The sequence below is a fragment of the Leptospira noumeaensis genome, from assembly GCF_004770765.1.
In the GTDB taxonomy this organism is placed as follows: Bacteria; Spirochaetota; Leptospiria; order Leptospirales; family Leptospiraceae; genus Leptospira_A; species Leptospira_A noumeaensis.
In genome coordinates, this window is sequence record NZ_RQFK01000023.1 from 23,445 (window position 1) to 49,069 (window position 25,625).

The following is a 25,625-nucleotide window of genomic DNA, read 5'->3' on the forward strand; positions in this document are numbered from 1 at the left end:
TTTTATTCTGATGCTAAGTTTGCTGCTTGTTTTTCCAAACTTAAAGTATTCTCTCCTACTTTCCTAGCATTAATAACTACTTCCCTATTGATTTCATCCATTTTTTGTACAACGGCAACCATTTGGTCTTTGTCTTGGTTTAAAAGTTTTGATTCCTGATCCAATTCCCGAGAAATGGATTCAATCAAATCCAATGCTTCCAATACTTCATTGTTAACATTCTTTTGGGAATTGATTTTGTTCGTGGCCGTTTTAATGACTGCACTCAGAAGTTCGTACTTAGTTTGAAGGGCTTCGGTTTGTTTGAGTGAAGTGGAAGCAAGTTCTGTCCCTTCTTGAATGAACCGATTCGAAGTTGTGATGATTTTTTTGATTTTAGTGGCGTTTTCATTGGAATTTTCTGCAAGTTTTGCCACTTCTTGCGCAACCACTGCAAACCCTCGCCCATGTTCTCCAGCCCTAGCCGCTTCAATAGAAGCATTGAGTGCAAGTAAATTTGTTCGATCGGCAATTTCTGCCATGATATCGTTTACTTCACTCACTTCTTTTTGAGATTCATTGACAGATCTCAGTCTTTCTTCTAAATTTTTTACAGTTTCAGAAAGGACATTACTTCTAGCTTGAAAATCTTCCATATTTGTATTTAATTCTTCAACAGAGGATCCAATTTCAGAAATACTCAGTTTGAGTGTGTCCGATTTATGATTGAGTAAACTGATTTGGTTGTGTTGTTTTCCAATATTGTTTACTGAAGTTTGGATACTTTCAGAAAAAGAAGAAACAAATTCCGTTAATTCATGAATGGACTGATCTTGGGATTCAATCTGAATGTTAAAGTCTGTTGTGATTTCGCGAATGGATTTTAATGTTTTGACGAGTTCTGAACCTACACTCAGCAAATTTTGGTTTAAATTGTTCGCTGTTGTTCTTTCTGTCTCAGCAACCTTTTGTCTTTCTTCGGATTCATTTTTAATTTCGTTTAATAGATTCAGTACAGCAGAAGTTAAATATCCAAAACAAATTAAAAATAAAATTTTAAATACTTCATTTGAAATACCAACCGTACTTTTTTGGCTTTGGAAACCTTCTACTTCTTTAAACTCGACTCCTTGGCCATAACCAATTACCGAAATCATTACCAAACAAAAAGCCGAATAGTATGTGCTCATCAGCAGAGTTCGTTTAGAAAATAAAAACGCAGAATACACTACATAAAAATAATACAATACATAAAGAGTTGGTGACTTAATTAAGTCGGCGGCAACTCCACTTCCACCCATAAGGCCAGATGCAGTGACAGCAAAAAGGACTGTGATGTCCATGAGGATCAGAACCTTAGGAAAAAATGATCCCAACTTTTCTTTTTTGAATAAATAAGCCTGAAGACCTCCATATAAAAACATACAAGTAATGCCAACGAGATAACTCATAGTTTGTAATGTGGTTGATGTTTGGTAAGAACCTAAGGTTGCGATGACGTAAAATCCTGCGAGTAGAAACCTGACTCGGTTGACATACACAGGCCCCAACTCTACCCAGTTTTTCTTTGTTTTTACTGATTCTAAACTAGTGACCTTCGACATAGGATGATGATTGGTGAGTGAAAGCGAATGGAAAGTTATTTTCTTTTTTTACTTCCTGAAAACAAAACTCTGTTGACAAATTATAGTTTAATATTAAACTATTCAATATGGAAACATTAAAGACCAACAACAATCCAGTAGAAAAAAAATTCCACCCAGCATCCGAACGTGGACATGTCAATTTCGGATGGTTGGACAGTCACCATTCCTTTAGTTTTGGGCATTGGTACCATCCCGAAAAAACAAACTTCGGAGCCCTTCGCGTCTTGAATGACGACATCGTGGAACCAAGTATGGGTTTTGGTACCCACCCACACCAGAATATGGAAATAATTTCTATCCCTCTTTTTGGTGAACTGGCTCATAAAGATAGTACCGGAACGAATGGTATCATTCGCACAGGCGATGTACAAATTATGTCTGCAGGTTCGGGCATCCAACACTCGGAGTTCAACCATAGCAGCGAAAAAAAGGTCAATTTTTTGCAAGTCTGGATCCTTCCGAAAGTTGGAGGAATCGAGCCAAGGTATGCACAGAAAACTTTTTCGGAAGCAGGAAGAGTCAATCGGTTCCAAACCGTTGTATCACCCATCGATGAAGAGGCAGTTTGGATCAACCAAGATGCTTACTTTTCCTTGGCTACTCTCGATCCCGGAAAAGAACTTTCTTACTCAGTTCATACAAAAGGACAAGGTGTGTTTACTTTCCTGATCAGTGGTAAGTTAAAAGTGGAAGATACGGTTCTCGAACGCCGCGACGCCGTTGGGTATTCTGGAAAGGATGAGTATCATTTCCAAGCCGAGGTAAAATCGGAAATACTTGTCATAGAAGTTCCGATGAAGTAAATTTTTTAAAGAGGAATCAAACATCCATTGGTTCCTCTTTCTCGTTCCCATCCGATTCTTTTGTAAATTTCCCCTCCTCCATTGTGAAATTTTTTTCATTTATACGAATTTTTTTTCGTGAATATTTCTTCATATAGGTCTAAACTGGCAATAGGAGATTTCCTGATCCAAATAGGAAATCAAAGGAGAATCATAAATGAAAAGTTACCAATGGATTTTGAGTTTTCTTCTTTTTACGCTTTCATGCAATCTTTTTGCTGAAAGTAAGTCCGGCGTTCCACCACAGGAAGCCTTACAAAAATTAATAGAGGGAAACCTTCGATTCACAAAAGGAAAATCCACAAGACCCAACCAGTCCTTGGAAAGGATTCAAGAAGTCTCAAAAAAACAATCCCCGTTTGCAACGATTGTCGGATGTTCCGATTCTCGAGTCCCCAACGAAATTATTTTCGACCAAGGATTAGGTGACTTGTTTATCCTAAGGACAGCAGGCCAAGTTTCGACTTATGCGTCTTGGGGCTCCATTGAATTTTCTGTAGCTGTCCTCGGTGTAAACTTAGTTGTAGTTTTAGGACATTCAAACTGCGGTGCGGTGAATGCTGCTTGTAAATCCAATGATGTACCTGGACATATCATTACACTCACAAATGCAATCAAACCAGCAGCAGAAAAAACCAAACACCTCGAAGGTGATTGGTTAGAACACGCCGTAAAAGCAAACGTTGCCTTACAAGTTACTTCTCTTAGAAAGTTAGATCCGATTCTTTCCAAACGATACAACAATGGAGAAATCCAAATTGTTGGTGCAATTTATGATTTGGAAACAGGGAAAGTAACTTTTCTTGATGAAGAATATATAGTTTCAATTTCGAAATAGGAAATCATATGGATATACTCAGCTCTCTACTTGCGAATCTCCAAACACCAATGTTTCTGGCTTTTTTACTTGGGATTATTGCCACTTTAGTTAAAAGTGATCTAAAATTCCCAGATGGAATGTATACAGGGCTTACAATTTATTTACTCTTTGCCATTGGCTTAAAAGGGGGAGTAAAATTAAATAACACAACGATCCAAGAATTTTACAAACCAGCGATGGTTGCGTTGATCCTTTGTATATCAATTCCAATCATAGCCTATTTTATATTAACAAAGTTAGGAAAATACACTAAAGAAAATGCAGCTGCTTTGGCTGCACATTATGGATCGGTATCTGCTGTAACTTTTAGTGAAGCCCTTGCATTTTTGGAATCTTTACACATTCCTTACGAAGGTTATATGCCGAGTATGTTGGCCATCATGGAAATTCCGGCAATTATCATTGCTCTTTTCCTTCTCAAAGTAAACTCCACTCAAGAGAAAGAAAACTTATCCTGGAAAAAAGTAAACCATGAACTATTTACTGGAAAAGGGACATTACTTTTGATTGGTGGCTTATTGATTGGAATCCTCTCTGGAAAAAAAGGACACGAGCAGTTTGCCCCCTTGTTTGAGGTACCATTTAGAGGGATGTTGATTCTATTCTTATTGGAAGTTGGAATTGTCACTGGACGTCGTCTGGCTGACTTAAAACAGGCAGGAGTTTTTTTAATCGGTTTTGGAATCCTCTTTCCTGTTTTTAATGCAATGATTGGTTTGATTCTTGGCAAATACATAGGTTTGTCTATGGGTGGTGCCACCATCCTTGCTACCTTAAGTGCGAGTGCATCTTATATTGCAGCACCGGCGGCCATTCGGATTGCAATTCCCGAAGCAAGCCCAGCATTGTATTTAACATCTTCACTTGCAATTACCTTCCCATTCAATCTTTCCATTGGGTTACCACTTTATCTTTCCGTTTCTCAATATCTGTATGGAGTATAAAATGAAATTAGAAAAAGCAAAATTAATTACCATTATAGCCGATGAAGCCATTCAGGATAGATTAGTTCAGGAACTAAAATCGGCAGCTGTTAAAGGTTATACGATAAGCGATGCAATCGGTGAAGGTATCAATCAAAAACATCTCACGTCTTGGGAAGGAAAAAACATTCGATTGGAATCTTTGGTATCTGAAGCAAAAGCAAACAAGATCTTTGAAATCATTGCAGAAAAATACTTAGATAAATACCCTATGGTGATTTTTATGAGTGATGTCGAAGTAATCCGTAAAGATAGGTTTAACTAAATTCTTTGAATACTACTTAAAAGGTATGGCCAATATCTAAATAATACAATTGGTCTTCTCTTGAATAAGCATAGTCAAAGAGGATTACGGTTGCTTGGTCCCAAATCAGCCGTAATCCCAAACCACGCGCATGTTTGTAACCGATTGTGTTTACATCACGGAGTTTGTCCCAAACCCTACCCAAATCATAAAACGGAACGATGCTTAATTGAAAAAATTGATCCCATAGAGAAAAACTTCCCACCCGATATCGTAACTCAATATTATAAAAACCAATGACTGGCCCAAAAAAACGTTCTTGTCTATAACCACGAAGGGTGTTCTGTCCACCAAGCGCACCAAACGGACCATCAATGGAAAAAAGATATCGGTATTCAAAAAACGGAACCTCCCCTTCAATTTTTGTGAGTGCCACTCGTTGTGCGATGACAAACTCTTCAAAGAGTTTGGGAAAGGGTTGGTAAAAATTCTTCGCTTGTGCAAAATGTCGAAGGTAATTAAAATCAGATCCAATGGTTCTTTCCGCTTTATTGATATTGTATTCAATGAGCCAACCACGATCCGGATCTGGTTCATAATCCCGTGTATCATAGGCAATCCCACCACGAACATAGTTTAAATTTCCACCGTTCACTCCAATGATTTTACCGGCACTGGCATCTTCTGTAAGTTTTGAGTTCCCTTCAATGGCAGGAACTTTTAAATTTGTTAATGGTTCTCTACCTTCTGCTGATGTTCCATCATACCGCCTAACCGTATTTTTTGAAAATTCAACTCCAGCCCAAACTCTGAAAACTTGGAATATCGTTTTGTCCGCTGCAAATTGTCCATAAGTCGTATCAAATTGATAATCATGGTAATGTTGATTGGAACTTAATTCACGCCCCGGCCCTAGATTTCGTACATAGGAATTAGCATTTTCAAAATCTGAATATGTGGCATTACGAGTGATACGACTACCATCTACATTTCTATCTTTATAATAGAGTGGTTGCAAACTCTCTGAACCAACACCAAAGTACTGATTATATAAACTGGCATCATGGCCCACGTAAACACGCAATCGATAAGCAGTATCAGCAAAATAGGGTGCATCCCATGCTAAATAATTGTTTTGAGTTCCACGATTGGTTCTATAAATTCCTATATTGAACAAATGTTCGTAGGGAGTGTATTTGAAAGAAGAGTCGGATTTGGTTCCGTTATAAAAAATATTGGCAAGGATTCCAAGGCCAGATCCATTAACCGCATCATTTCCGAAAAGCGGAAGTCCTGTCGCATACCAACCTTCTTTTTTTTTAGAAAGTTCGTTCTCGTCTAATTTTTTAAACTCACCAATCCATTCTGGTACATGAGAACTTCTTTCTTCGGCATAAATCGGAACAGAAATCCATGTTGATATCACTACCAACGCAGAAATCAGATTCCGAAAAAACATGGGGGTTATTTTACTTCACGTACTTGGATGGTTTCAACTCGTTCTTCACCAGCAATGATATCGGAAAGGATGACTACTTTTTCACCCATTTGCAGATAACCATTATTCACAAGAGTTTGGATGGCTAGTTTGATTGTTTTTTCCGGGTCAGAAGAAAAATCAACTCGGTAAGGAATGACTCCTCTTGTCATCCAGAGCTTGCGCCTAACAGATGTCATATTTGTAAAGGCGTGAACAATTGGATATTTTGGATGAAACGATGCTAGGTTGTTAGCAGTAATTCCACGACGAGTGATCGCAATGATAGCATGGGCTTGCATGGAATCGGCTAAGTTTGCCGCAGACCTTGCCATCTCCTCTTTTTGATCCTTTGGTTTCCGTTGAGCCGCAAGACCGAGGTTGATCGACATCTCCATACGACGTGCAATTTTATCCAACATCTCCACACATCTTACAGGAAATTTTCCCATAGCGGTTTCACCGGACAACATAATGGCATCAGCTTCTTCATACACGGCATTGGCAACATCGGTTACCTCAGCTCTTGTAGGAGAAGCATTTTGAATCATCGATTCTAATAAGTGGGTGGCCACAATCACACGTTTCCCTTCTTCTTGGCAACGTTTGATGATCCTTCTTTGGACAATGGGTAGTTCTTCGATTTCGATTTCTACTCCCAAATCCCCTCGGGCCACCATAATCCCATCGGACTCGCGAATGATGGCATCTAGGTTTTTTAAACCTTCTTGGTCTTCGATTTTTGCGATGATTTGTGCATGATGATTTTTTTCATCAATGATTCCCCGTAGTTGGATCACGTCTTCCGGTGTACGAACAAAAGACAAAGCTACAAAATCAATATCTTCTTCTAAACCAAATATAATGTCCTTTAAATCTTTTGGAGTAATCGAAGGTAAATTAACTCGAATCCCAGGTAGGTTGATATGTTTTCTAGATCCAAGCTTACCACCATCTAACACAGTACAAACGAGCTCATTTTCTCGAATCTCTTGCACAGCGAGGTTGATGAGTCCGTTATCGACAGTAACTTTATCACCAACCTTTAGGTCTTTTACAATATCACGATAATTCACAAAAACACTTTGGGCTTCGGCTTCCATCCCTGGAATGATATGGAAAGTAAAAGTTTCACCCACTTTTAAGTGGAGGTCATTTTGGACATCCCCAGTTCGAATTTCCGGTCCTTGTGTATCGAGAAGGATGGAGATTGGTTGTTTGTGTAATTCATCTTTATTGAGTGATTTGATGATACGAATGATCTTTCTATGAAACTCATGATCTCCATGACTCATATTGATCCTTGCAATGTTCATCCCGGCCAAAGCCAGGCTTCGGATCATTTCTTTGGAAGCGGTCGCAGGACCAATGGTGCAAACGATTTTTGTTTTTCGAGCTCTTAGTTGTTCAATAGCAGGCATAGTTTTAAGGTTTTAACCGGGGTAAGATTCTATTCAGAAAGTCTAATTGCGATTCCGCAATGTCAAATTTCTCTTGGTTCGGGAATTTTTCGCTTCGTTGGCGGTCGCTTTCAGCTTTCACTTTATCAAAAAGTTTTTTGCCATATCGTTTTAGATATCCTGTGGAAACAAGGATCGGCCAGGGAAATTTTTCTCTTTGGTTTCTTATAGGAAAACTATAGATTTCTTTTCCGCCAAATTTTTTTAAGAAAAAGATCAAATTCTCTTCCGTAAACTTTCCATTTAATTTAGAAAGTACATACTCACGGTCAGGATACACTCCAAATTCCCAAGCCTCATCCAAAATTCGGATGATAGATTCAATGGATTCTTTCCATTTTTTTTCTTCTTCGGGGCTACCTTGTTTTACTGGTTCGGAATCTTCTTCCCCACCATTAAATCCAGCGGTAGAGGCTTCCGCTTGGTGTGTCTGTTTTGACTTTTTTTCTGCTTCTTTTTCGGTCTCTTCTCTCTCTTTCAGACGAGCTTTAACAAGGCGATCCCTTTCTTGAGATATTTTTTTAGCTTTTTGGCTCGCCAAATCCCTGTTTAACTGCTGTTGCAGCCGCGCTTTAATTGGCGGAATTTCAAACTTATGGACAGTCATACTACCCATAATCATTCGCCAAATCCTTGTAAAAAATGGGAGAAACTGAAATAAACTTTGGGCTTCAATTTCTTCCAACAAACGTTTGGGACTTTCATCATTCATATGAAGGGTCACATTCATTTGATTTAATACTCGGATTTCTAAATCAGAATGTTTGATTTGGAAAGTTCTTTTAGCCGATTCAATTGCTTGAGGAATACAGGATTTATGTAGGATAAATTCGTTATAAACTTTGTTATCAGCATATTCCGTATATAATAGTTCCGGTTGTGCAAGAAGAGAGGCGCGGAACTCATCTGTCAAAGGTTCCCCACTCACACGAAGTAAGTTAACCTCAACAATCCGGCCTGCTTCCGCAAGGAAAGCCATAAGATCGTCAATTTGTTGTTTTCGTTTTTGTTTTTCTTCTCTTTCTTTATCTTTTTCGATAATCTCATTAAGAACCAAACACTCTTCGATTAAAGTTTTTTGGTCTCCATAAGAATCATTCATGTAACCTTTAATTTCTGTTAATAGATTACGCGGAGAACTCCAAGAATCCTCGGTGATCTCTCCCATAACTCCTAAATTTTTTAAGGCAGGGTAAATTGTATTTTTTGTATAATCTATATAACCATCATAACGATCAGCAATTTCGGATGGCCGATTGTATAAAAACACACTTTTATTTGCAGGTCTTGAGGCTGAATCATTCCGGAAAAAAAACAGAATTTTATCATCCACCAATTGTTTCAAAATTGGTTTCAAATGGATGATGATGGTTGCATCCTTTTGTACTTTTGTTTTGTCATAAGGGCACTGGAACAAGTTTCCAATTTCCGTAGATGCATAAGTATCAAACAGACGGTTAGAATCAACCGCGGCTTTGATGACTTTTCGCATTTTCTCTTTTCCAACGTATTTTCTTTTTTCGTTAAACCATCCTTTGATGGCGGCAGTAGAGAGTTCGTTCAAACCTAGTGCATATCGAAAAGCAGTTCCCCCATCGGATGTTGTGGGTCTTGCAAATACAGTATTGTGTTTGATAAAGGTTTTTGGATTTTCAGGATCACCAGGTTCATTGGGGTGAAACTCAAGCACATTCAATTTTCTGATGATGGCAGGATTTTGTTTATAACTTAGATCGATCACATAGTTTTCTGTACGATCTCGATCAATCGAACTATCACGTTCAATTTGTTCAACGTTTGGCAAAACTTTGTTTTGTAAAAACTTATCTGTCCACTCGAAGATCACCAGCAAAACTTTATAGATCCCTTTATAGGAAAAGTCCCCCCGTGAATCCATAGCCTGTACCTTTTGGAGACAGGCCGTGTAATCCATAACTTTTAATTCCGGGAGGTTGGGATCTAACATTTACCTAAAACTTTCCTTAGTTAAAAAATCCTTTTTTATACAGTAACTCTGCATTCAAAATGGCAGCGCCCGCTGCACCTCGAATCGTGTTATGCGAAAGGACTACCCATTTCCAATCCAAAATTGGATCTTCTCTCAACCTTCCGACAACTGTTGTCATTCCTCTTCCCGTCTCTAAATCCAGACGAGGTTGAGGCCTATCATTTTCTTCGCGGTAGAGGATAGCCGGGTTTGGTGCAAACGGCAATCCCAATTTCTGCGGTTCGCCTTGAAAATCGGCCCAAACCTTAAGAATCTCCTCTTTTTTTGGCTTTTTATCAAAAGAAACAGAAACACAAACCGTATGTCCGTCAAAAACGGGAACTCGATTGCAATGAGCCGAAATTTTAAAATCGGCCGATTGGATGATTCCATCTTTTACAGTTCCCAAACATTTTTGTGGTTCGATTTCCGCTTTGTCTTCTTCACCACCGATGTAAGGAACCACATTACCAAGAATGTCCATAGTCGGAACTCCCGGATAACCTGCACCAGAAATGGCCTGCATGGAAAATAACATAACAGACTTTAAACCAAAAGCATCCATTAAAGGTTTTAAGGAAATGGTAACACCCATAATCGTACAATTGGAATTGGTGATGATTTTTCCTTTGGTCTTTTGGAATTGTAAAACATCCAAATGATGTGCATTCACTTCTGCAGAGAGGATCGGAACGTTCGCATCCATTCTATGGTTTTTCGAATTAGAAAGAACCATCACTCCTGCTTCCGCATAAGCAGTTTCCACTTCTCCAGCAATCGATGCATCAAGACCGCTGAACACGAGTTGCACGCCCTTCGTAACTTCAGGATTGGGTAAGGTAATGATAATGTCTTTTGCGTAAGCAGGGATATCGGATGAAATCTTCCAACGAGATTTCATTACCTCACCATAAGTTTGGCCGGCACTTTTTTCTGAAGCTGCCAAATGAGTCACCGTAAAATAAGGGTGATTCTCCAAAAGTTGAATGAATCTTTGACCGACGGAACCTGTTGCTCCCAGGACTCCAACTTTGATTTTTTCCATAAAATTCCTTATCTAATGTAAGGATTGAAAAACATCCTATTTCGGAAAGAGATTTCCAATTCTTTTGGCATAAATCGGATTCATTTGTTCCATTCCCACATAAGTAAAGTGGTGGAAGTCGGAAAAACCCTGCATGGGTAGGCTTCGGTGTATGTCCCAATAATAGACTGACCCTCCTGCCAAAGATTCCAGGTAAGCCAGATGGTTCTGATACCAAGGTGAGTCTTCATACCAATCGAGGGAAATGGGACTCTCTGGATTATTGATGAGCAAAAAACGAACATTTCTCTCCCGGAAATGATCTGCGATTTTTTTAAGATACCGAAAGTGGAAATAAGGCCGAAAGGTTTCCGTACGAATCCTTTCTTTTGCCAATTTTAAGGCGACGAGGTAACCAATTCCAGGTCGTTTCTCAAGTCCCTCTAAAAGTCGGTAATGGAAATACTTCCGATATTCTTCGTCTTTCATTCCTAAGTAACGAAAGTCCTCGGTTCTAGGCTCCCTTTGGTATTGGATTCCAGACTTTGCTTCTTCCAGTCCAAACGTTTGTTCGAGTCGCACTCCCATAGGATCCGAATGGTAGTCCAAATACGCACCCGTTGCCTCGTTTGCAAACCACACCCTTTCTAGTTTTACAGTGACTAACTTTTTTTCTTGGAAGAATTTTGGATCTAAGTGGAGTTTGACCCAACCTTCACGGGTGAGGATAATTTCCTCGCGTGTGGTTCCATTCGAAATTTCCATCCGACAAGGTTTCCCAGCCAAAAGAAATGAAGTCACCTCCACCCAGAACCCCTTGTTTTTAATTTTCTCAGTGGGGAAAAAACTAAAACTCTGCCCCGTCCATCCAAGACCATTAATTCCTTCTGGAATCAGAACCCCCGCATAAGCATGGTAACTTGTATTTCGACCAAATCGGTGTTGGATTAAGTTCTGTAAGTTTTGTAGATAAATATCTTTATAACGATAAAAAGAAAATGCTGAGGACAGTAAATACCTAGATCGGGTTTCCCAGTCCATGGAAGTGCCAACTTCTTTTAATGTTTCCCATGGAAATAACCATAAAGACTGAGGAGCTTCTTCGAAAGTGAGCGCGTCTCTCACAACTACAGATTCATCTACGGAATCATTTCTACCTTCAGGGAACATAACATAAGTTCTGTGAAGCCTATAATCTATAAAATTTACAGGATAAACGACTAGGTCCGGCTCTAAAGGATCCAACCAATTCAGTAATAAATATACATAAAGCGGACTATTCCCCGCATACGCTAAATAAAAAACGTCCACGTCCAAACCAAAATCACCAAGTAAGGACTCACTTAGTTTTTTTGCATCAATCGAATAATAAGCAACCGAACTTCCCACAATGATGATTCTTTTTTTGGTTTTAGGAAGGTTTCGAATCCTCTCATACTCATATAAAAAATTAAAGAAATGATTGGTGTTCCAGGGTGATTCATTCGGCAATAAAAACTGAAGTTTTCTAAAAAACAAATAATCAATCGCGAATAGGGAAAAAAGAAAAAAAGATATAAATAATAACCTCTGCTTCATACCACCCTCTAAAAGACAAAATACACGAATGGTTTGCTATCTGCCGAAAACAAAACGATCAAAATGAGAGATAGAGACGCCAAAACACCGAAAATAGCCGTTTTTCCTAAGGAAATTTCCCATTTTTTAAATCCAGCTAACAATTGTCTGTTGTCTCGAAAATAAAAACTTCCAAAGATATGTCCGAAAAGCAAGAAAACCAAACAATAAACAAAGGTCATTTCAAAGGTATATGGCAGAGAAAAACCTTCTTTTTTGGAAAAAAGGCCCTGTAGGTAGCACAGAGAACTACCAAAATCACTACTTCGAAAGAAAACCCAGAGTAAACTTACAGAAATAAATGTGAAAAGGATACGAAACCATCGCATCCATTCCAAAGCCCAAAACCGAAACCTCTGGAAAACCAGTCTTTCTAAAATAAGTAAAATCCCATGACACATGCCCCATACTAAAAAGTTCCAGGAAGCCCCATGCCAAATTCCACCAATGGCCATCACAAGAAACAAGTTCCGGTAAGTGTACAAAACACTTTTCCGATTCCCTCCAAGGCTAATGTATATATATTTCTTAAGCCATTGGGATAGGGAAATATGCCAACGTGTCCAAAATTCCGAAAATCCAGCCGACAAGTAAGGCATCTTAAAATTTTCAGGCAGCCGAAACCCAAAGAGAAGTGCCGCGCCCTGGGCAATGTCTGTGTAACCTGAAAAGTCACAATAAATCTGAAAAGAATAGGAAAACATACCCAACCACAAAGCTTTCGTCGAAACCTCTGCCGTGTGCAAAAAAACAAAGTCGGAGGTTTCGGCCAAATGGTCAGCCAACACCATTTTTTTAAATAAACCAAGCAAAATGAGAAACACTGCAAAAAGCACCGGGATTCTCGAAAAGAAGAGTGGCCTACGAATTTGAGGCAAAAAGGACTTAGCGGTGACAATCGGGCCTGCCACCAACTGCGGAAAAAAGGAAAGAAATAGTAAATACGAGAAAAACCGTCTCTCAGGCTTCAATTCCTTCCGGTAAACATCCACTAAATAGGAAATGGACTGAAAGGTGTAAAAAGAAATCCCTACCGGCAGGAGGACAGATGACCAAAAACCCGGGGGAAATAATGAGACACCAGCAAAATACGCCCAATTTTGATCAATAAAATGACCATATTTAAAGAATATCAAAATTCCAAGGCTATTTGCGAGAGAAATCCCCAAAATTGACTTTCGCAAAACCGCGGAGTCCAAAAAATCTAGCGTCCTAGCCAACCAAAAATCGACAAAGGCCACCCATAGTAATAATAGAAAGTAAAGCGGGTTCCAAAAACAATAAAAAATCGCACTGATAATAATCAAATAAATGGTCAATATTGATGCACTGCATGCATTATTATAGACATATTTAAGACTATATTTAAGCAATAGTATGCGTAAAATATACCACCCCAGCAAGGAACCAACAAAGAATATCCCGAAAATTGCGGAATTAAAAAGCATGTTTATGACTAAAAATAATCAATTAGACATTGTATTTGCATTTCACGCCACAATTGGGGCATGTGCAGGTCACTTCCGCCTTGACCCTCCGCCCTTGAGCCCCTTCCACCTTGCCGACAGCCACAAATTCAAAGACAATTCCCTCTGGAACAAAGTGCCCAGACCCGTATTTTGCCGTCCCTTCAATCAAATTGGAGCAGGCGTGGCATTTTACCCTAAGTCGTATCGTTTCCGCCATATAAAAAAGAACGGTGAGTTGGGAGGAGCACCCTGGCAACCACTATTCAAATCACTGCCAGATTTACATGAGGGTGTATTCCTGCTACACATGACTTTTTGGCAGCTTTTACTCCTGTTTTTGCTCGATTTGATTCGGTTCCCGCAGAAATCCCCGAAACCTGGCCAAAGGCCTAGATGGACTAGGGAAATTCGGATATCCGCCTGATTATGGTCACTTCTGGTTGCCTGGTTAATGTTTTTGATTTGAATTTGCTGTTAAAACCTTCCTGTGCCGCCTACAGCTCCCATTCGCTCGGATTGGCCGTATTTTGCAGGATTTCTCCAACAAGCCCACTCTCTAACCTCCAATAGGCGAAAACACCCCAAAATTAGAAATGCCCAATTCCTGCCACTCTCGAGTAAGGCCACTATTCCCTTCAAAAGTTTTGTGCTCTTCTTTTCGAAAGAGCCCAGAAGATGAGCCGAAAGGGATAGAGCCACTTTTCTGACCTAGTTTGGGCGCACCAAACAATCGCCCACTCTTCGTCTGCCCCTTCCAGGACATGCCGGTCACAGGCCGCCGCAGGAGGAACAGTAGATGCCCATACCCAAACACTAGCGAATCGCCGAACCAATGCTTGGTGGCCGATTTTGGTCAAATAACCCTGAGGCATTGCATAGGCAGTAAATGCCTAAAATTTGGCAGTTTTTTCAATTCTAGTGGCTACTCAGACGAATGACTGACTAGCCCGGTATAGAATCTGACTTAAATGCTTAAAAATGGTCATTTTTAGAGGATTTGGGAGGAATCTAGGGCTATGTCCCTTTAAGAAGAAAATAGCAATCCTGGCCTGTGCGCAGCACAGGAGGGTTCTGATAAGATCGAATTGGGAGGTTTTTACGAATTTTTGGAGCTAGGTTTAGGGGAAGACTTCCCCTTCTTTACAGGACTTGTTGGTTTACTGCTACTGCCTTTGGATTTTGAGACAGGGGTTGTTTTTTTGGCAGATTTAGCGCTGCTTCGATCCGCTCCTGATCGTTCCTCGTCCCCGGATAAAAGGTCACTAGGAACTCTTCCATTCCGTTTGACCATGTAGATGAAATGTCGGACATACTGTGTGTATGGTTCCGGAATGGTCTTAGGATCAAAGTTTTTTGGATCTTGGAGGAGCTGGTTGACATGCGCCAGAGGGAGGTCATCCTTACTGGTTGCCATAAGAATTTCCAATCGTTTGCAGATCTCTGAGTCATTGACTTCTGTAGAGAGTTTTCGCATGGCATTGAGAAATTTTTGGAAGGCAACTCGCTTCGGCTGAGACATATCCCCAGAAAACCAAAAAGTCCTGGGCTGGCAATCGATTTTACAAAGGAATCCTCAGGGTTGGCCTCAAAAGCAGAAGCCCCTACACCCGTTTGTCCTATGCGGGTTTCAGATGGATTCGTAAAATTTCTAACAGATACTTCTTCCAAACAAAATAGAGTCTTAAAATTTGCAGATTCCAAATTAGTAAATTTAGAGGTGCTGGATGTAAGTTTGGTGTTGTTAGGAGAGAAGGAATTTTCTGCAGTAGCTAGTTCTGTTGTTTTAGGAACTACCACTTCAATAACCAATCCGTCTTTTAGCTCTATTGGCGTGAGAAGTTCATCGTTTGGGATAATGACTGGAAGGTCTACTTCTTCAGCCATAAGGCCAGAAACAGGAAAAATAAAAATCACTGTGAGCAAAACCAAAAGGGCGCTCATTTGCAACTTTTGTGCCAGTTTTTTTATTTTTTCAAGGAAAATCATAGGATTATCCTCAGTTTTCACCGAATTCTTACAAAAATAAAGCTTTTTTTAGGTGATTTTGGTTATTTTTTTAGAATCTGAGAGCGCACTCGGAGCTTCCATTCCCAGAGGACAATTTCATGTTCTAGGTCTTGGGCCGTCTCTTGTTCTTTTGCCAGGAGGGCGTAGATCATATGAGAGATCTCTTTGGAAAAACCGGCGTCCAATTCCTTCTCAAAATCTTCTACACGAAATTCCAAAATAAGAACTGCCAAACGAAATGCTTCGTTCATGGCAATGAGTTGGTTTTTCACCACATCTAATTCTGGTTTTTTTAATTCATTTTTGATCATCACATCCAGGAAGGTTCGGATGAACATTACATCGTCTGAGGAAAGATGAAAGTCAAGGAGGAGTTGTTTTACCTTATCAAGCTCCATAGCCCGAAGGTGGATCCTTGCTAAAAAGACAGGGTTCTCGCTGTAAGTATTTAGGTTTTGGTTTTTGGCAACGTCAGTGGCTCGCACCTTGTCATAATCCACCACACCCTTGTCCTTGGACTCATCCGTTTTCGGTGTTTGGGATTCCGCCGAAGTATTGATCCGTTTTTTGATCACAAGGATATTCATACTCGGGTATCTGATTTTAAAGGAAACCATGTCGGAACGTGGGATTTCTTCATCCACAACCAAAAATTGGGCCTGCTCCCCTCTCTCCCAAGCTGCCATTAATTCTTCTTTGTTTTTATAGTGGTAGATGACGACAGGGAGGACATCGCTTAGGCTTCCCGTTCCAAGATAGATGGTTTTGATTTCATTAGAAAAGCCATGTTGGTAGGGAATGACAAGTTTTCCTGCTTTGACATTCACAAAGGAAAGTTCCCCCAGATGGAAGTGGGAAACGTCAAAATCGTCTCCAAAAAACCCAACCCTTGGGACATTGACAACAATGGAATTGTTCCGGGCACCTTTGGGGACTTCCGGTCCAGAATCAGTAAAAACGACGTAGGTTAGCTTGGAGAGTCGAACTTTAACTAAAAAACCAGCGGGGGTTTTCCGTTCTTCGTATACAGTATCATCCATCTTTACATTAAACCAAGCTGTTTCATTTTATATTGGAGGGATCCCCTCGAAATACCCAAGGCCTTTGCCATCCGGATTTGATTCCCCGAAAAGATCCGCATAGCCAGAAGAATCTTCTGCCTTTCTAAGGCCTCGGTTCCACGCCGCAAGTCTAAATCTTCGGCATCGGGAATCTCCAAATCCATTTTGGATTTTCCTGGTTCTAAATCTGCAGGTTCTACCTGGTTCGTACGACAGGTGAGAATCCCGGTCAAAATGGCGTTTCGAAGGTCTGTGAAATTTTCCGCATACCCTCTGGAAACCAATTCTTGCAAACTTCGATCGCCCAATTGCAAACCAGATCGGTTCTGAGAATCACATAATTCTTCAAATATGGCCTGGACCAAAGACTGCAATTTCGTTTTGGGAAGGAACCTAAGCGATGGTAGTACCAACGAATTTTTTCGAAGAAATCTTTCAAACTCTGGCAATAATTCTTGGCCCGATTCTTCGGACCCAAGTAAAAATAGTGAGCCGGTATACCCAGACTTGGTCCACCAGTCGGAGAGGATTTGTTGTTGGCCTAAACTGAGAGCCTGGATTCCTACAAGAACCAAACTCCCCTGCCTGGACTCTGCCCCCCAATGAGACAGGGCTTTTTCCAGTTTTCCAAAATGCTCTGGTAATGATTCCACAACCAAAAAGGGAGCGCCGGGGAGATGGGATTGGTGGATCCACTTTGCTAATGTTTTTTTACCAGAGCCGGCTTGGCCAAGAATGGTCAGAACTTTTTGACTCGCAAACTCCCTTCTGGCTAAATCCAAATTAGGAATTTCTTTCCGGTATAAGGAATGCGAATTCCCTTCTCGCATTGAATCTGAAACTTCCAAACTGGGTTTGGATTTCGCCCATTCGGTTCCGATCTTGTCGGCAAAAAGGCTTAGAAAAATTGCAAAAGGAAGGTGGCTTGCCTCCTCCATTTCCGCTAATAAAAAACCAATCTCGGTTTTTTTGGATGAGATCCGAATGGCGCAGGCGTTTGTATTTTTTCCGAATAATTCAAATTCCTTTCCGGAAAAAACTACGGGCTCTGGTGAGTGCATTAGTTCTTCCCAATGATCAGAACCTCGGTTTAGAAACGAATAATAAAACCCATCTTCTCCGTATCCGAAACTGGCAGATTCATAAAAAGAATCTTCGCCCTCTGCTTTCAAAACTACAACTCCAGCAGAGAATCCAAGTTCCGTACATAACCCTTCCCACAAAATCGGAAGGACAGAATCCATCCAATCCTTGCCCGTTTTTTCAGAGGCAAGTAGGGAAATGGCTTGAGAAGGCATGTTATGAAACTGTTTAAATTTAATCACTTTGTCAAGTACGTACCTATTTGAATGTCGGATGTCCGACGTAAACAGAGGAGATAGTTTTTGCTAATTTTCAGTATGTCGGATGTCCGACAATGGAGAGAGAAGGGGCCGAAAAATCCTTTTTTTGCGCCTTTCTAAAAATACAATTGATCCCAAATTTTCGGCAAGAAAGCATACCATTTGGGAAGGGAAAAAGAGACAGATGATCACGATTGCAGTTGCAAACCAAAAAGGCGGAGAAGGAAAGACCACTACTTCTTTGAATCTTGCCATGGGTCTCGCCCGTCGGAATCATAAGACCTTACTCATTGATATGGATCCGCAGGCAAATTCCACGGGAATATTTTTAAACCCAGAGACGGTGGAAAAAGACCTAGCTCATCTCTTCCAAAACTCCACTAGCCTAAAAGATATCATTGCGCCTGCATATAACGAACATTTGTGGGTAGCGCCATCTAGCATGCGCTTGGCGGAAATGGAAACAGTTTCTGTGAACTCTGTAGAGGCTCCGTATATTTTAAGGGACTCACTTTCAGGAATCAAAGATTTTGAATTTGTTATCATTGACTGCCCCCCTTCTCTTTCCATTTTCACAGTGAACAGTTTGGTAGCCGCCAATTACGTCCTCATTCCCCTCCAAGCAGAAAAGTTCTCCATGGACGGAATCATGGGTTTACAACAAACCATCTCCTCGATCAAAAAAAGGATCAACCCTGAGCTGGAAATTTTAGGTGCACTCATCACCCAACTCAAACCCCAGACCCTACTCACAAAAACCATCCTTCCCGTTTTGACAAAATACTTCCGTATCTTCGAACATACAATTTCAGACGGAGTAGCGATCGGCGAAAGTCACCTGGCAAAAAAATCGGTCTATGATTACAACCGGACTTCTAGACAGTCCCAAGAATATGAAGGTTTTATTGAAGAGGTTTTAAATGAGCTCAAAAAGTAAACGCCTCGGAACTCTTGCTGACATCTACCAAGCTGAAAATTTAGATGGGACCATTCGAACCATTCGGATGGACAAAATCCAACCTTCAGAACACCAACCAAGACAAGAAAGAAAAAAAGGAATTGAGGAACTTGCTCAGACCTTAAAAGTGGATGGCCTTTTGCAACCCATCATTGTCTCCAAAGGAGAGAGAGAAGGCAGCTATAAAATCATCGCCGGGGAACGGAGATACCATGCAGCCAAATCCTTAGGTTGGTCCGAAATCGAATGTAAAATTCTCAATCGACCCGACAAAGAAATTTATAAATTAGCAGTCATAGAAAACCTCCAAAGAGAAAACCTGTCTCCCTATGAAGAGGTGGATGCCCTTCTCTTCCTAAAAAACTCCCATAGTTACACTGACCAAGAATTGGGTGATCTTTTTGGGAAAAGTCGGAGTTATATGACAGAGGTTCTTTCCATCACTTCAATGTCGAAAGAGGATCTGGAGAAATGCAAAAAAAATGAGATCTACAATAAAAACCTTTTGGTGCAAGCGGCTCAGGCTGCCAAAAAAGGAAGTCTAGATGAATTTTTAACCCTTTTCCACAAAGGGGCCCTAAAAACCGTTAGGGATGCAAAAGATTTTAACAAACAAACAAAATCCGGGGAACCAAACATTGGAAAATCACAAACCCTTTCCGGATACAAAATCCGTAGAACGGGAGCTGGGATCCAAATTTTGTCGGATGATGAAATCCTCCTAGGTGATATTTATAAATTCATCCGCAAAGAGTTGGTGAAAAAATACGGGGATTCGGCATAACCTTATCAAGTACTAAGCAGTCAAGTACTTAGGAAAAAAATTTTTAGTACTTCCCGGGAAAATTACTGTACGAACTTGACACCTGTCGGATTCCGACAATAATGTGACATAATTAAAGTGATTTGAGTTTGAGCAAACGTTTCTTGAGACCCAAGAGACGTGGGATCTTTAGTATCCCAACCCGAAACATAAAAAAATTCCCCTGGTGATCCAGGGGGTCGGGGTTTCCCGAAGGAATGTTGTTGGATGAGACATAATTAACATTATGTCAGATAATGTCAACTCCTTCGTAAAATTTGCTTAAATTTGGTTTAATTTTTGCAGAAAAGCGGAGGAGCTTTTGTGAGCGACCAGCGGCATCCCTATATCCGTCTGATGACCGACATCATAGATTCAGGTGTTTGGGCAGAGCTATCCCATGCGGCCAAAACACTCTACCCAGTGCTTTTGAAGTTCAGCGATTACAATTTCAAACCTGTTTGGCCCAATACAGAAACATTGATGAGGCTAACAGGATTCAAAACTAAAAAGTCGATTGTATCAGCCAAAAAGGAACTCACGCAAGCGGGCCTACTCTACCAAGTCCCGGGCAGCGGAAGGACCTCGACCAGATACCATTTCTCTTTCCATTATGAGGGTTCCAGGATTACCCCTCTGGGGGATACGAATTTACCTCCCAGGGATCTCGAAATGGGCCTCTCTGGGGGGTCGAAACTGGCGAGCAAGGGGGGTGCAGATGGAACCCCTAACCATATTAATATAACTATATCTAATACAAACAATGTACCGGCGGTGCCGGCACCTTCGGAGATGAGTAAGGAAAGGGAAAAGAAAAAAGCATTCGAAAATTTGGTGGATCTCTTCGGACCTGAAATTGCTTTAGAAGCTTATCAGAAAGCAGTATCCTTACATATGGAATCGAACTCCTCTTACCTTCAGACACTTTGTAGGGAGCTCGTATCCTCTCAACGGAAGGAAGTGCTTAAAACTGAGCAGAAAAATCCAGAAGCAGATGTTTTCTCTCATCCGGCATCTTGGGCAGGATTTTTATCTTGGGCGAGCAAAGAACTGACTCAATCCTCGTGGAACCAGCTCGAAAGAATGCAGGTAGAAACCGACGGGAACGTGATTATAGTCACTTCTTCTCTGTTAGGGCATTTGCGTCAAATTGTGCAGATGTATTTTACGGAAAAAGTGAAACCAGCAGTTCTCGTTGTATTTTCAGAGAAAGAAGAGGGATCACGCCTCAGTGAAATTCGATAGACTGGATAGAAAAACGGTATTTTTTGGAAGGAATTAGCATACAAAGCGCAATGAAAGATCATTTAATCCGCACAAGCCACCCCTACTCTTTACCTATCAAATCTGTTTCTACTTCAGGAACTTACGAAGTCAAAAACGAAGAATTTTTATCCTTTTTTGAAGAAAAGGAGCAGTCCTCACTTTCTTCTATCATCTTTAAGTTTGATGATGTTGTTTATTTTAATGGGATCGAACTTCTTCCCGGAAAAGATGGTTTGGATTTTTTTCCTGATTCTTTCCGATTTGAATTGTCCCATGATGGAAAGTATTGGGAACCCATTTTACAAGAATCCTCTTTCAGGAAATCATTCAAAACTTCCGCAAAATGGCTATTTTCTCTTACTAGCGCTCGTTATGTGAAGTTTGTTTCTAAAATATCAAGAAAAGCAAGTAACGGTAAAAATCGGATTAGTTTTGGTCAGTTAAAAATTCTCATCACGGGAATCCAATCCATCCAAGCAAGTTCAGAACTGGACAGATTGTATGTAAAAGAAAATCTTTTTGATACAAGGCCTGACTACGGTTGGTCATCTAAAAAGAAAGAAGAACCAGAAGAAGAGTATTTGATTTTGGATATGGGATCTGTGAACCGCATTGAAGAGATGCGAATGCTCACAAAAAATGATCCTACAACAAATTTTCCGGAAAGGTTTGTTACTTATTATAGCGAAGATGATCTGACTTGGCACCAGTTACACGAGGAGAATTTCTTTTTATCGGAACCTGGGACTTGGTATAAATGGAGATTTTCTGCAGTCAATTTACGATTTCTGAAATTGGTTTTTTTTCAAGAGAAACAACCAAATAAAAAAGATTACATCACCGAAGTCATAGAACTCGAATTGTATTCTAGTCCTGATAAAAAAGATTACGGCGGACCTACGAGAGAACCTCTCCCCTATGCTTCAGTGCTTCGTTCGGGGATCATTCGATTGGCCGTGGATGGTGAGGTGAAAGAAGGTGTTGTGGTGCAAGCCAACGACAGGCGCCTTCGGGATGCCACTACTGAATACCGCGGAATTGTTGAGTTAGCATCGGACGGAGAAGAAAAACCGGGGGTTGCGGTTCAAGGAAATGATAAACGCCTAAAAATCGCCACTGAACTTACTCATGGTCTAGTTAGGTTGGCTAGAAGTGGAGAATCAAGACCCGGACTTGTTGTGCAATCAGACGATGAACGTTTACGAAGTGCATCTACCGAACACCCAGGGATCGTTGAGCTTGCGTTAGATGGGGAAACTCGTCCAGGTGTCGCCGTTCAAGGGAATGACTCTCGATTGCGAGTAGCCACAAAAAAAACAATTGGTCTTGTACAACTTGCTGAATCTGGTGAAGTTGCCATTGATAAGGTGGTTACTGGAGATGATCCAAGGCTTCGTGATGCCACAAACACTGCCAAAGGAATTGTACAACTTGCGCCGAATGGAGGAGAAGAACCGAATACAGTCGTTCAAGGTAATGACAAACGACTGCGCCATGCAAGCACTGAATTACATGGAATCGTACAACTCGGCCACTCCGGCGAAAACAAACCAGGTGTTGTTGTCCAAGGTAATGACAAACGATTGGCAAAAGCTGGATTTGAGGAAGCAGGGATTGTATTACTTGCAAACCATGGAGAGTCTATTCCTGGTAAGGTGGTGCTCTCTGATGATCCAAGGTTGTCTGACAAAAGAGATCCTAAACCACACACACATCCTTATGCGGAAAAAGAACATGATTTTAATTCCCACACAGGGCTCTTAAAAATTACGGGAGAGGCTGAAGGTTTTATTAAGGGATTTGTTCCTCCACAAGGAAAAGATGCCATCATTTACGGAAAAAATACCAAACAAGGTACTGGGGTCTCTGGTGTTTCTACACACATAGGAGTTTCCGGTTTTGGGGATTCCGTTGGTGTCTATGGAATTTCTAAAGGAAGGGAACCCAAACAATCTGCTGGAATTTTAGGTGCCGGAACTACGGCGCCTGGTGGAAGGTTTTTATCTCAAAGTGATTTTGCACTAGTTGTGGATGGAAAAGGGATTCCTGAGTTAGAACTTTCTGGTTCAGGAAAAGCCATTTATGCTAGTGGTGAGTCTTTGTTTGAAGGAAATCTACGGATCACAAAAGATGGCGGCGAAGAATGTATCGCTCGTTATTTCCGATTGGATGGGAAAGATGTTGTGACTGCGGGAGACCTTCTTGTAGCAACGGAAGAACCTGGAGTTCTTGGAAGATCCAAACACCCCTACTCCACAAACGTGATTGGAGTTTGTGTGGCCAGTGCCCATCTGGTTTTTGGAAAACAAGAGAAGGCTGTGGAGTATGTGCTTGTGGCTTTACTTGGGATCACCAAAATCCATGTGGATGCAACACAAGTTCCTATTTATCCAGGAGATCTTTTGGTATCAGGACTTTCTTCTGGCCATGCAGTAAAAGCAGACCCATCCAAGTTGAAACCGGGAATGCTTGTGGCAAAAGCAGTGGAAGCTTGCAAAAGAGACAAAGGGAATATCCTTTGTATGTTAACTTTCTCCTAAAAACAAAGGAAGTGAGGTGGGTTTTTGAATGAAACCCGCCTCGACCGCACGTTTGAGAAGATACTCTACTGCACCGTGACCTTCCGTTCCTAGGTTTTTTGTATAATCATTCACATACAAATTAATATGAGATTTGATCACCGCATCATCTTTGTTTTGCGAATTAGTTCTGATATAATCCATCATCTCTTTAGGTTCTAAATAGGCAGATTTCAAACTTTCCCGAAGATTTGCCTGAAACTTGAGTGCTTCCTCTCGTGGGATGTCTCTACGGATTGCGATGGCACCTAGTGGGATGGGATAACCTGTAGAACTTTCCCACCATTCTCCAAGATCCACAACTTTTTCCATTCCTCTTGCTTCGTAAGTAAATCTTTCTTCGTGAATGATGACACCTAGACTATTCTCCTCACTCATTACTTTGGGAATGATTTCATCATAACGAATGGGAGTTGGTTTCTGTTTTCCATTGGTATGAAGAGAAAGGAGAAGATTTGCTGTGGTCAAAAGTCCTGGGATGTATAAATTCTCGTAACTGCTTAGATCTGTTTTTGTATTTTTTTTTCGGATAACAATGGGTCCGCAACCCCTTCCCAATGCAGAACCAGTTTCCAATAAGATGTATTTTTCTATGATATGGAAATAGGCAGCAAACGAAAGTTTTGTGACAGGAAATTTTCCTTGGAAAGCAAATTCGTTTAAGTTTTCTACATCGTAAAGTTCTTCTTTGACAGGATAACTAGAATTTCGAATCAAATGGTAGAAGAGAAAGGTATCGTTTGGGCAAGGGGAATAAGCTAAGGATATCATGGGGTAAAGAAAAACTCCTTTGTGGGTGTGATCCAGACAATTCGAATGATTAAAAATACAAATAAGGTGGTGGAGATACCTAGGAACAGACGAAGTAAAGGCCTTTTTAAAACACCGTCTAAGAGTAAAGAAAAAGGCAAAATAAGAGTGAACATCCGACTGAGATTGTCAAAAGAACGCCAATACCCTTCTTCTGCGATGAGTATCACAAACAAACTTCCAACAATTGGCACGAGCAAATTGATGTCTGCAGAAAATGATTGTTTTAGCGACTGGATACAAACGACAGACAAAACAAGAAATGAGATAAAAAAGAAAATTTTTGGAAATTCTTTGAGTTTGAACTGGAGAGTGGTTCCATCTTGAAAACTTTTAAAAAATCCGAATAGAGGTAGGTCTGTCATATCTCTAAATCCGAGAGGGTTTGTTCCTAAATGGTTCGGTGGTTGGATCCATCCGTATCCCACCAAACAAAGAAATGCGAATCCTGGGATTGAGTACAGAATCATCTCGCCCCATTTTTTTTCGGTGAGTTTTTTTAGAACAATTGGCAAAAGGAATAAGACTCCGAGTTCCCTTGTTAACACCATGAGGAGAAAGAAAAAAATAGACAAAATATCCTTTTTGTTTTTGAAAAAGTAAAAGGCAATGATCCCAAAACTAACAAACAAAGAATCGGCAACTAAAAGTAAATTTGCATTGAGTGAAAAAGGGGAAAACAAATAAAAGATAACAAACCATTTTGATTTTTCTGGAAGAAGGGAATACAAACAAAATACAGAAAGAAAAAACACGAGGAATAAAAAACAAAGGGTGATTGCCGGGTAATAGGTAAACCCAAACAAATGGGAGAATAAACCGGTAAACAAGGAAAGACCAATCCGATGGAACCTAAAATGATAAGAATCAACGATTAAGTCCCAATCTCCAGAATCAAACAGATCTTTTGCGAGAAAATAAAAGAACTGTCCATCGTATCCACCTGATTTGTAGATCACAAAATGGGAATCAACAAGGTTCGGATTGATTTCATAGAATCCCTCCCAAATCCCAATGAGGGCAGAAAGGGAATGTCCATAGGGAGCGGTTTTGAAGTAGATAAGCCCTCCGACTCCTAAAACGAACAAAAAGATGAGAACCCAAAGTTGGCGCAGCTTCACTCTTCCATTTTGCAAAATTTAACAGATTCGAAAAGGAATTTCTCTGGAATTTTACGAAGATTCTGACAGT

At 40.5% G+C, this 25,625-nt stretch carries 21 protein-coding genes; 8 read left to right on the top strand and 13 right to left on the bottom strand.

The genetic code is table 11. The features are described from left to right. Nucleotides 1–2: 2 nt before the first annotated feature. A complete protein-coding gene (locus tag EHQ24_RS06865; RefSeq protein WP_135600938.1) occupies nt 3–1,583 on the bottom strand; it encodes a methyl-accepting chemotaxis protein in 1,581 nt (526 codons plus the stop codon). A gap of 107 nt (nt 1,584–1,690) precedes the next feature. On the opposite strand from EHQ24_RS06865, the gene EHQ24_RS06870 reads away from it, so the two are divergent. The 4 genes from EHQ24_RS06870 to EHQ24_RS06885 all read left to right on the top strand — a co-directional run bounded on the left by EHQ24_RS06870 (nt 1,691) and on the right by EHQ24_RS06885 (nt 4,595). Next, the gene (locus EHQ24_RS06870) at nt 1,691–2,428 is read left to right on the top strand and encodes a pirin family protein (RefSeq protein WP_135600939.1); all 738 of its coding nucleotides are present in this window, start codon (nt 1,691–1,693) and stop codon (nt 2,426–2,428) included. 196 nt (nt 2,429–2,624) lie between these two features. After that, nucleotides 2,625–3,305 (top strand): carbonic anhydrase, encoded by a 681-nt coding sequence (locus EHQ24_RS06875; protein ID WP_135600940.1) that lies wholly within the window; start codon nt 2,625–2,627, stop codon nt 3,303–3,305. Between the two features lie 8 nt (nt 3,306–3,313). After that, nucleotides 3,314–4,291 carry a sodium-dependent bicarbonate transport family permease gene (locus EHQ24_RS06880; RefSeq protein ID WP_135600941.1) on the top strand — a complete coding sequence of 326 codons (978 nt, stop codon included), beginning with the start codon at nt 3,314–3,316 and terminating at the stop codon, nt 4,289–4,291. 1 nt (nt 4,292) lies between these two features. After that, entirely contained in the window at nt 4,293–4,595 is a 303-nt protein-coding gene (locus EHQ24_RS06885) for a P-II family nitrogen regulator (protein ID WP_135600942.1), read from the top strand. Between the two features lie 16 nt (nt 4,596–4,611). On the opposite strand, the gene omp85 is transcribed toward EHQ24_RS06885, so the two are convergent. The 10 genes from omp85 to EHQ24_RS06935 all read right to left on the bottom strand — a co-directional run bounded on the left by omp85 (nt 4,612) and on the right by EHQ24_RS06935 (nt 18,001). Beyond that, entirely contained in the window at nt 4,612–6,033 is a 1,422-nt protein-coding gene (gene omp85, locus EHQ24_RS06890; RefSeq protein WP_135600943.1) for an Omp85 family outer membrane protein, read from the bottom strand. 5 nt (nt 6,034–6,038) lie between these two features. Continuing rightward, nucleotides 6,039–7,472, bottom strand: coding sequence for a pyruvate kinase (gene pyk, locus EHQ24_RS06895; RefSeq protein ID WP_135600944.1), 1,434 nt, complete (start codon nt 7,470–7,472; stop codon nt 6,039–6,041). A gap of 4 nt (nt 7,473–7,476) precedes the next feature. Next, on the bottom strand, nt 7,477–9,477 hold the full coding sequence (locus EHQ24_RS06900) for a hypothetical protein (protein ID WP_135600945.1): 2,001 nt from the start codon (nt 9,475–9,477) through the stop codon (nt 7,477–7,479). 16 nt (nt 9,478–9,493) lie between these two features. Beyond that, nucleotides 9,494–10,543 (bottom strand): aspartate-semialdehyde dehydrogenase, encoded by a 1,050-nt coding sequence (asd, locus tag EHQ24_RS06905; protein WP_135600946.1) that lies wholly within the window; start codon nt 10,541–10,543, stop codon nt 9,494–9,496. A gap of 36 nt (nt 10,544–10,579) precedes the next feature. Then, nucleotides 10,580–12,100, bottom strand: coding sequence for a hypothetical protein (locus EHQ24_RS06910; RefSeq protein WP_135600947.1), 1,521 nt, complete (start codon nt 12,098–12,100; stop codon nt 10,580–10,582). Nucleotides 12,101–12,108: 8 nt separating this feature from the next. After that, complete coding sequence (locus EHQ24_RS06915) at nt 12,109–13,323, bottom strand: MBOAT family O-acyltransferase (protein ID WP_279633552.1); 1,215 nt, start codon at nt 13,321–13,323, stop codon at nt 12,109–12,111. 286 nt (nt 13,324–13,609) lie between these two features. After that, nucleotides 13,610–13,825 carry a hypothetical protein gene (locus tag EHQ24_RS06920; RefSeq protein WP_135600949.1) on the bottom strand — a complete coding sequence of 72 codons (216 nt, stop codon included), beginning with the start codon at nt 13,823–13,825 and terminating at the stop codon, nt 13,610–13,612. Between the two features lie 879 nt (nt 13,826–14,704). Continuing rightward, nucleotides 14,705–15,127 (bottom strand): phosphatidylinositol phospholipase, encoded by a 423-nt coding sequence (locus tag EHQ24_RS19345; protein WP_135600950.1) that lies wholly within the window; start codon nt 15,125–15,127, stop codon nt 14,705–14,707. A 529-nt stretch (nt 15,128–15,656) separates the two neighbouring features. Then, the gene (locus tag EHQ24_RS06930; RefSeq protein ID WP_135600951.1) at nt 15,657–16,655 is read right to left on the bottom strand and encodes a hypothetical protein; all 999 of its coding nucleotides are present in this window, start codon (nt 16,653–16,655) and stop codon (nt 15,657–15,659) included. A 2-nt stretch (nt 16,656–16,657) separates the two neighbouring features. Next, entirely contained in the window at nt 16,658–18,001 is a 1,344-nt protein-coding gene (locus EHQ24_RS06935) for a helix-turn-helix domain-containing protein (RefSeq protein ID WP_244310323.1), read from the bottom strand. 202 nt (nt 18,002–18,203) lie between these two features. Between EHQ24_RS06935 and EHQ24_RS06940 the strand changes: the two genes are divergently transcribed. The 4 genes from EHQ24_RS06940 (at nt 18,204) to EHQ24_RS06955 (ending at nt 23,585) form a co-directional block, all read left to right on the top strand. Then, nucleotides 18,204–18,956, top strand: coding sequence for a ParA family protein (locus EHQ24_RS06940; protein WP_135600952.1), 753 nt, complete (start codon nt 18,204–18,206; stop codon nt 18,954–18,956). Further along, nucleotides 18,940–19,761: a ParB/RepB/Spo0J family partition protein gene (locus tag EHQ24_RS06945; RefSeq protein ID WP_135600953.1), complete on the top strand. Its 822-nt coding sequence runs from the start codon at nt 18,940–18,942 to the stop codon at nt 19,759–19,761. Before EHQ24_RS06940 ends, EHQ24_RS06945 begins: the two co-directional genes overlap by 17 nt. A 375-nt stretch (nt 19,762–20,136) precedes the next feature. Next, entirely contained in the window at nt 20,137–21,024 is an 888-nt protein-coding gene (locus EHQ24_RS06950; protein WP_135601155.1) for a helix-turn-helix domain-containing protein, read from the top strand. Between the two features lie 50 nt (nt 21,025–21,074). Continuing rightward, entirely contained in the window at nt 21,075–23,585 is a 2,511-nt protein-coding gene (locus EHQ24_RS06955) for a discoidin domain-containing protein (protein WP_135600954.1), read from the top strand. Here EHQ24_RS06955 and EHQ24_RS06960 read toward each other — a convergent pair. Both EHQ24_RS06960 and EHQ24_RS06965 read right to left on the bottom strand, forming a co-directional pair. Beyond that, nucleotides 23,571–24,395, bottom strand: coding sequence for a 1,4-dihydroxy-6-naphtoate synthase (locus EHQ24_RS06960; protein ID WP_135600955.1), 825 nt, complete (start codon nt 24,393–24,395; stop codon nt 23,571–23,573). The genes EHQ24_RS06955 and EHQ24_RS06960 overlap by 15 nt on opposite strands. Beyond that, nucleotides 24,392–25,570: an AZOBR_p60025 family cell surface glycopolymer formation protein gene (locus tag EHQ24_RS06965; RefSeq protein ID WP_135600956.1), complete on the bottom strand. Its 1,179-nt coding sequence runs from the start codon at nt 25,568–25,570 to the stop codon at nt 24,392–24,394. Before EHQ24_RS06965 ends, EHQ24_RS06960 begins: the two co-directional genes overlap by 4 nt. Between the last annotated feature and the right edge of the window lie 55 nt (nt 25,571–25,625).

Bases quoted from the DNA above. Each gene is read 5' to 3' on its own strand.
- EHQ24_RS06865 (WP_135600938.1), bottom strand. From the start codon at position 1,583: ATGTCGAAGGTCACTAGTTTAGAATCAGTAAAAACAAAGAAAAACTGG.
- EHQ24_RS06870 (WP_135600939.1), top strand. From the start codon at position 1,691: ATGGAAACATTAAAGACCAACAACAATCCAGTAGAAAAAAAATTCCAC.
- EHQ24_RS06875 (WP_135600940.1), top strand. From the start codon at position 2,625: ATGAAAAGTTACCAATGGATTTTGAGTTTTCTTCTTTTTACGCTTTCA.
- EHQ24_RS06880 (WP_135600941.1), top strand. From the start codon at position 3,314: ATGGATATACTCAGCTCTCTACTTGCGAATCTCCAAACACCAATGTTT.
- EHQ24_RS06885 (WP_135600942.1), top strand. From the start codon at position 4,293: ATGAAATTAGAAAAAGCAAAATTAATTACCATTATAGCCGATGAAGCC.
- omp85 (WP_135600943.1), bottom strand. From the start codon at position 6,033: ATGTTTTTTCGGAATCTGATTTCTGCGTTGGTAGTGATATCAACATGG.
- pyk (WP_135600944.1), bottom strand. From the start codon at position 7,472: ATGCCTGCTATTGAACAACTAAGAGCTCGAAAAACAAAAATCGTTTGC.
- EHQ24_RS06900 (WP_135600945.1), bottom strand. From the start codon at position 9,477: ATGTTAGATCCCAACCTCCCGGAATTAAAAGTTATGGATTACACGGCC.
- asd (WP_135600946.1), bottom strand. From the start codon at position 10,543: ATGGAAAAAATCAAAGTTGGAGTCCTGGGAGCAACAGGTTCCGTCGGT.
- EHQ24_RS06910 (WP_135600947.1), bottom strand. From the start codon at position 12,100: ATGAAGCAGAGGTTATTATTTATATCTTTTTTTCTTTTTTCCCTATTC.
- EHQ24_RS06920 (WP_135600949.1), bottom strand. From the start codon at position 13,825: ATGGCGGAAACGATACGACTTAGGGTAAAATGCCACGCCTGCTCCAAT.
- EHQ24_RS19345 (WP_135600950.1), bottom strand. From the start codon at position 15,127: ATGTCTCAGCCGAAGCGAGTTGCCTTCCAAAAATTTCTCAATGCCATG.
- EHQ24_RS06930 (WP_135600951.1), bottom strand. From the start codon at position 16,655: ATGGATGATACTGTATACGAAGAACGGAAAACCCCCGCTGGTTTTTTA.
- EHQ24_RS06940 (WP_135600952.1), top strand. From the start codon at position 18,204: ATGATCACGATTGCAGTTGCAAACCAAAAAGGCGGAGAAGGAAAGACC.
- EHQ24_RS06945 (WP_135600953.1), top strand. From the start codon at position 18,940: ATGAGCTCAAAAAGTAAACGCCTCGGAACTCTTGCTGACATCTACCAA.
- EHQ24_RS06950 (WP_135601155.1), top strand. From the start codon at position 20,137: ATGACCGACATCATAGATTCAGGTGTTTGGGCAGAGCTATCCCATGCG.
- EHQ24_RS06955 (WP_135600954.1), top strand. From the start codon at position 21,075: ATGAAAGATCATTTAATCCGCACAAGCCACCCCTACTCTTTACCTATC.
- EHQ24_RS06960 (WP_135600955.1), bottom strand. From the start codon at position 24,395: ATGATATCCTTAGCTTATTCCCCTTGCCCAAACGATACCTTTCTCTTC.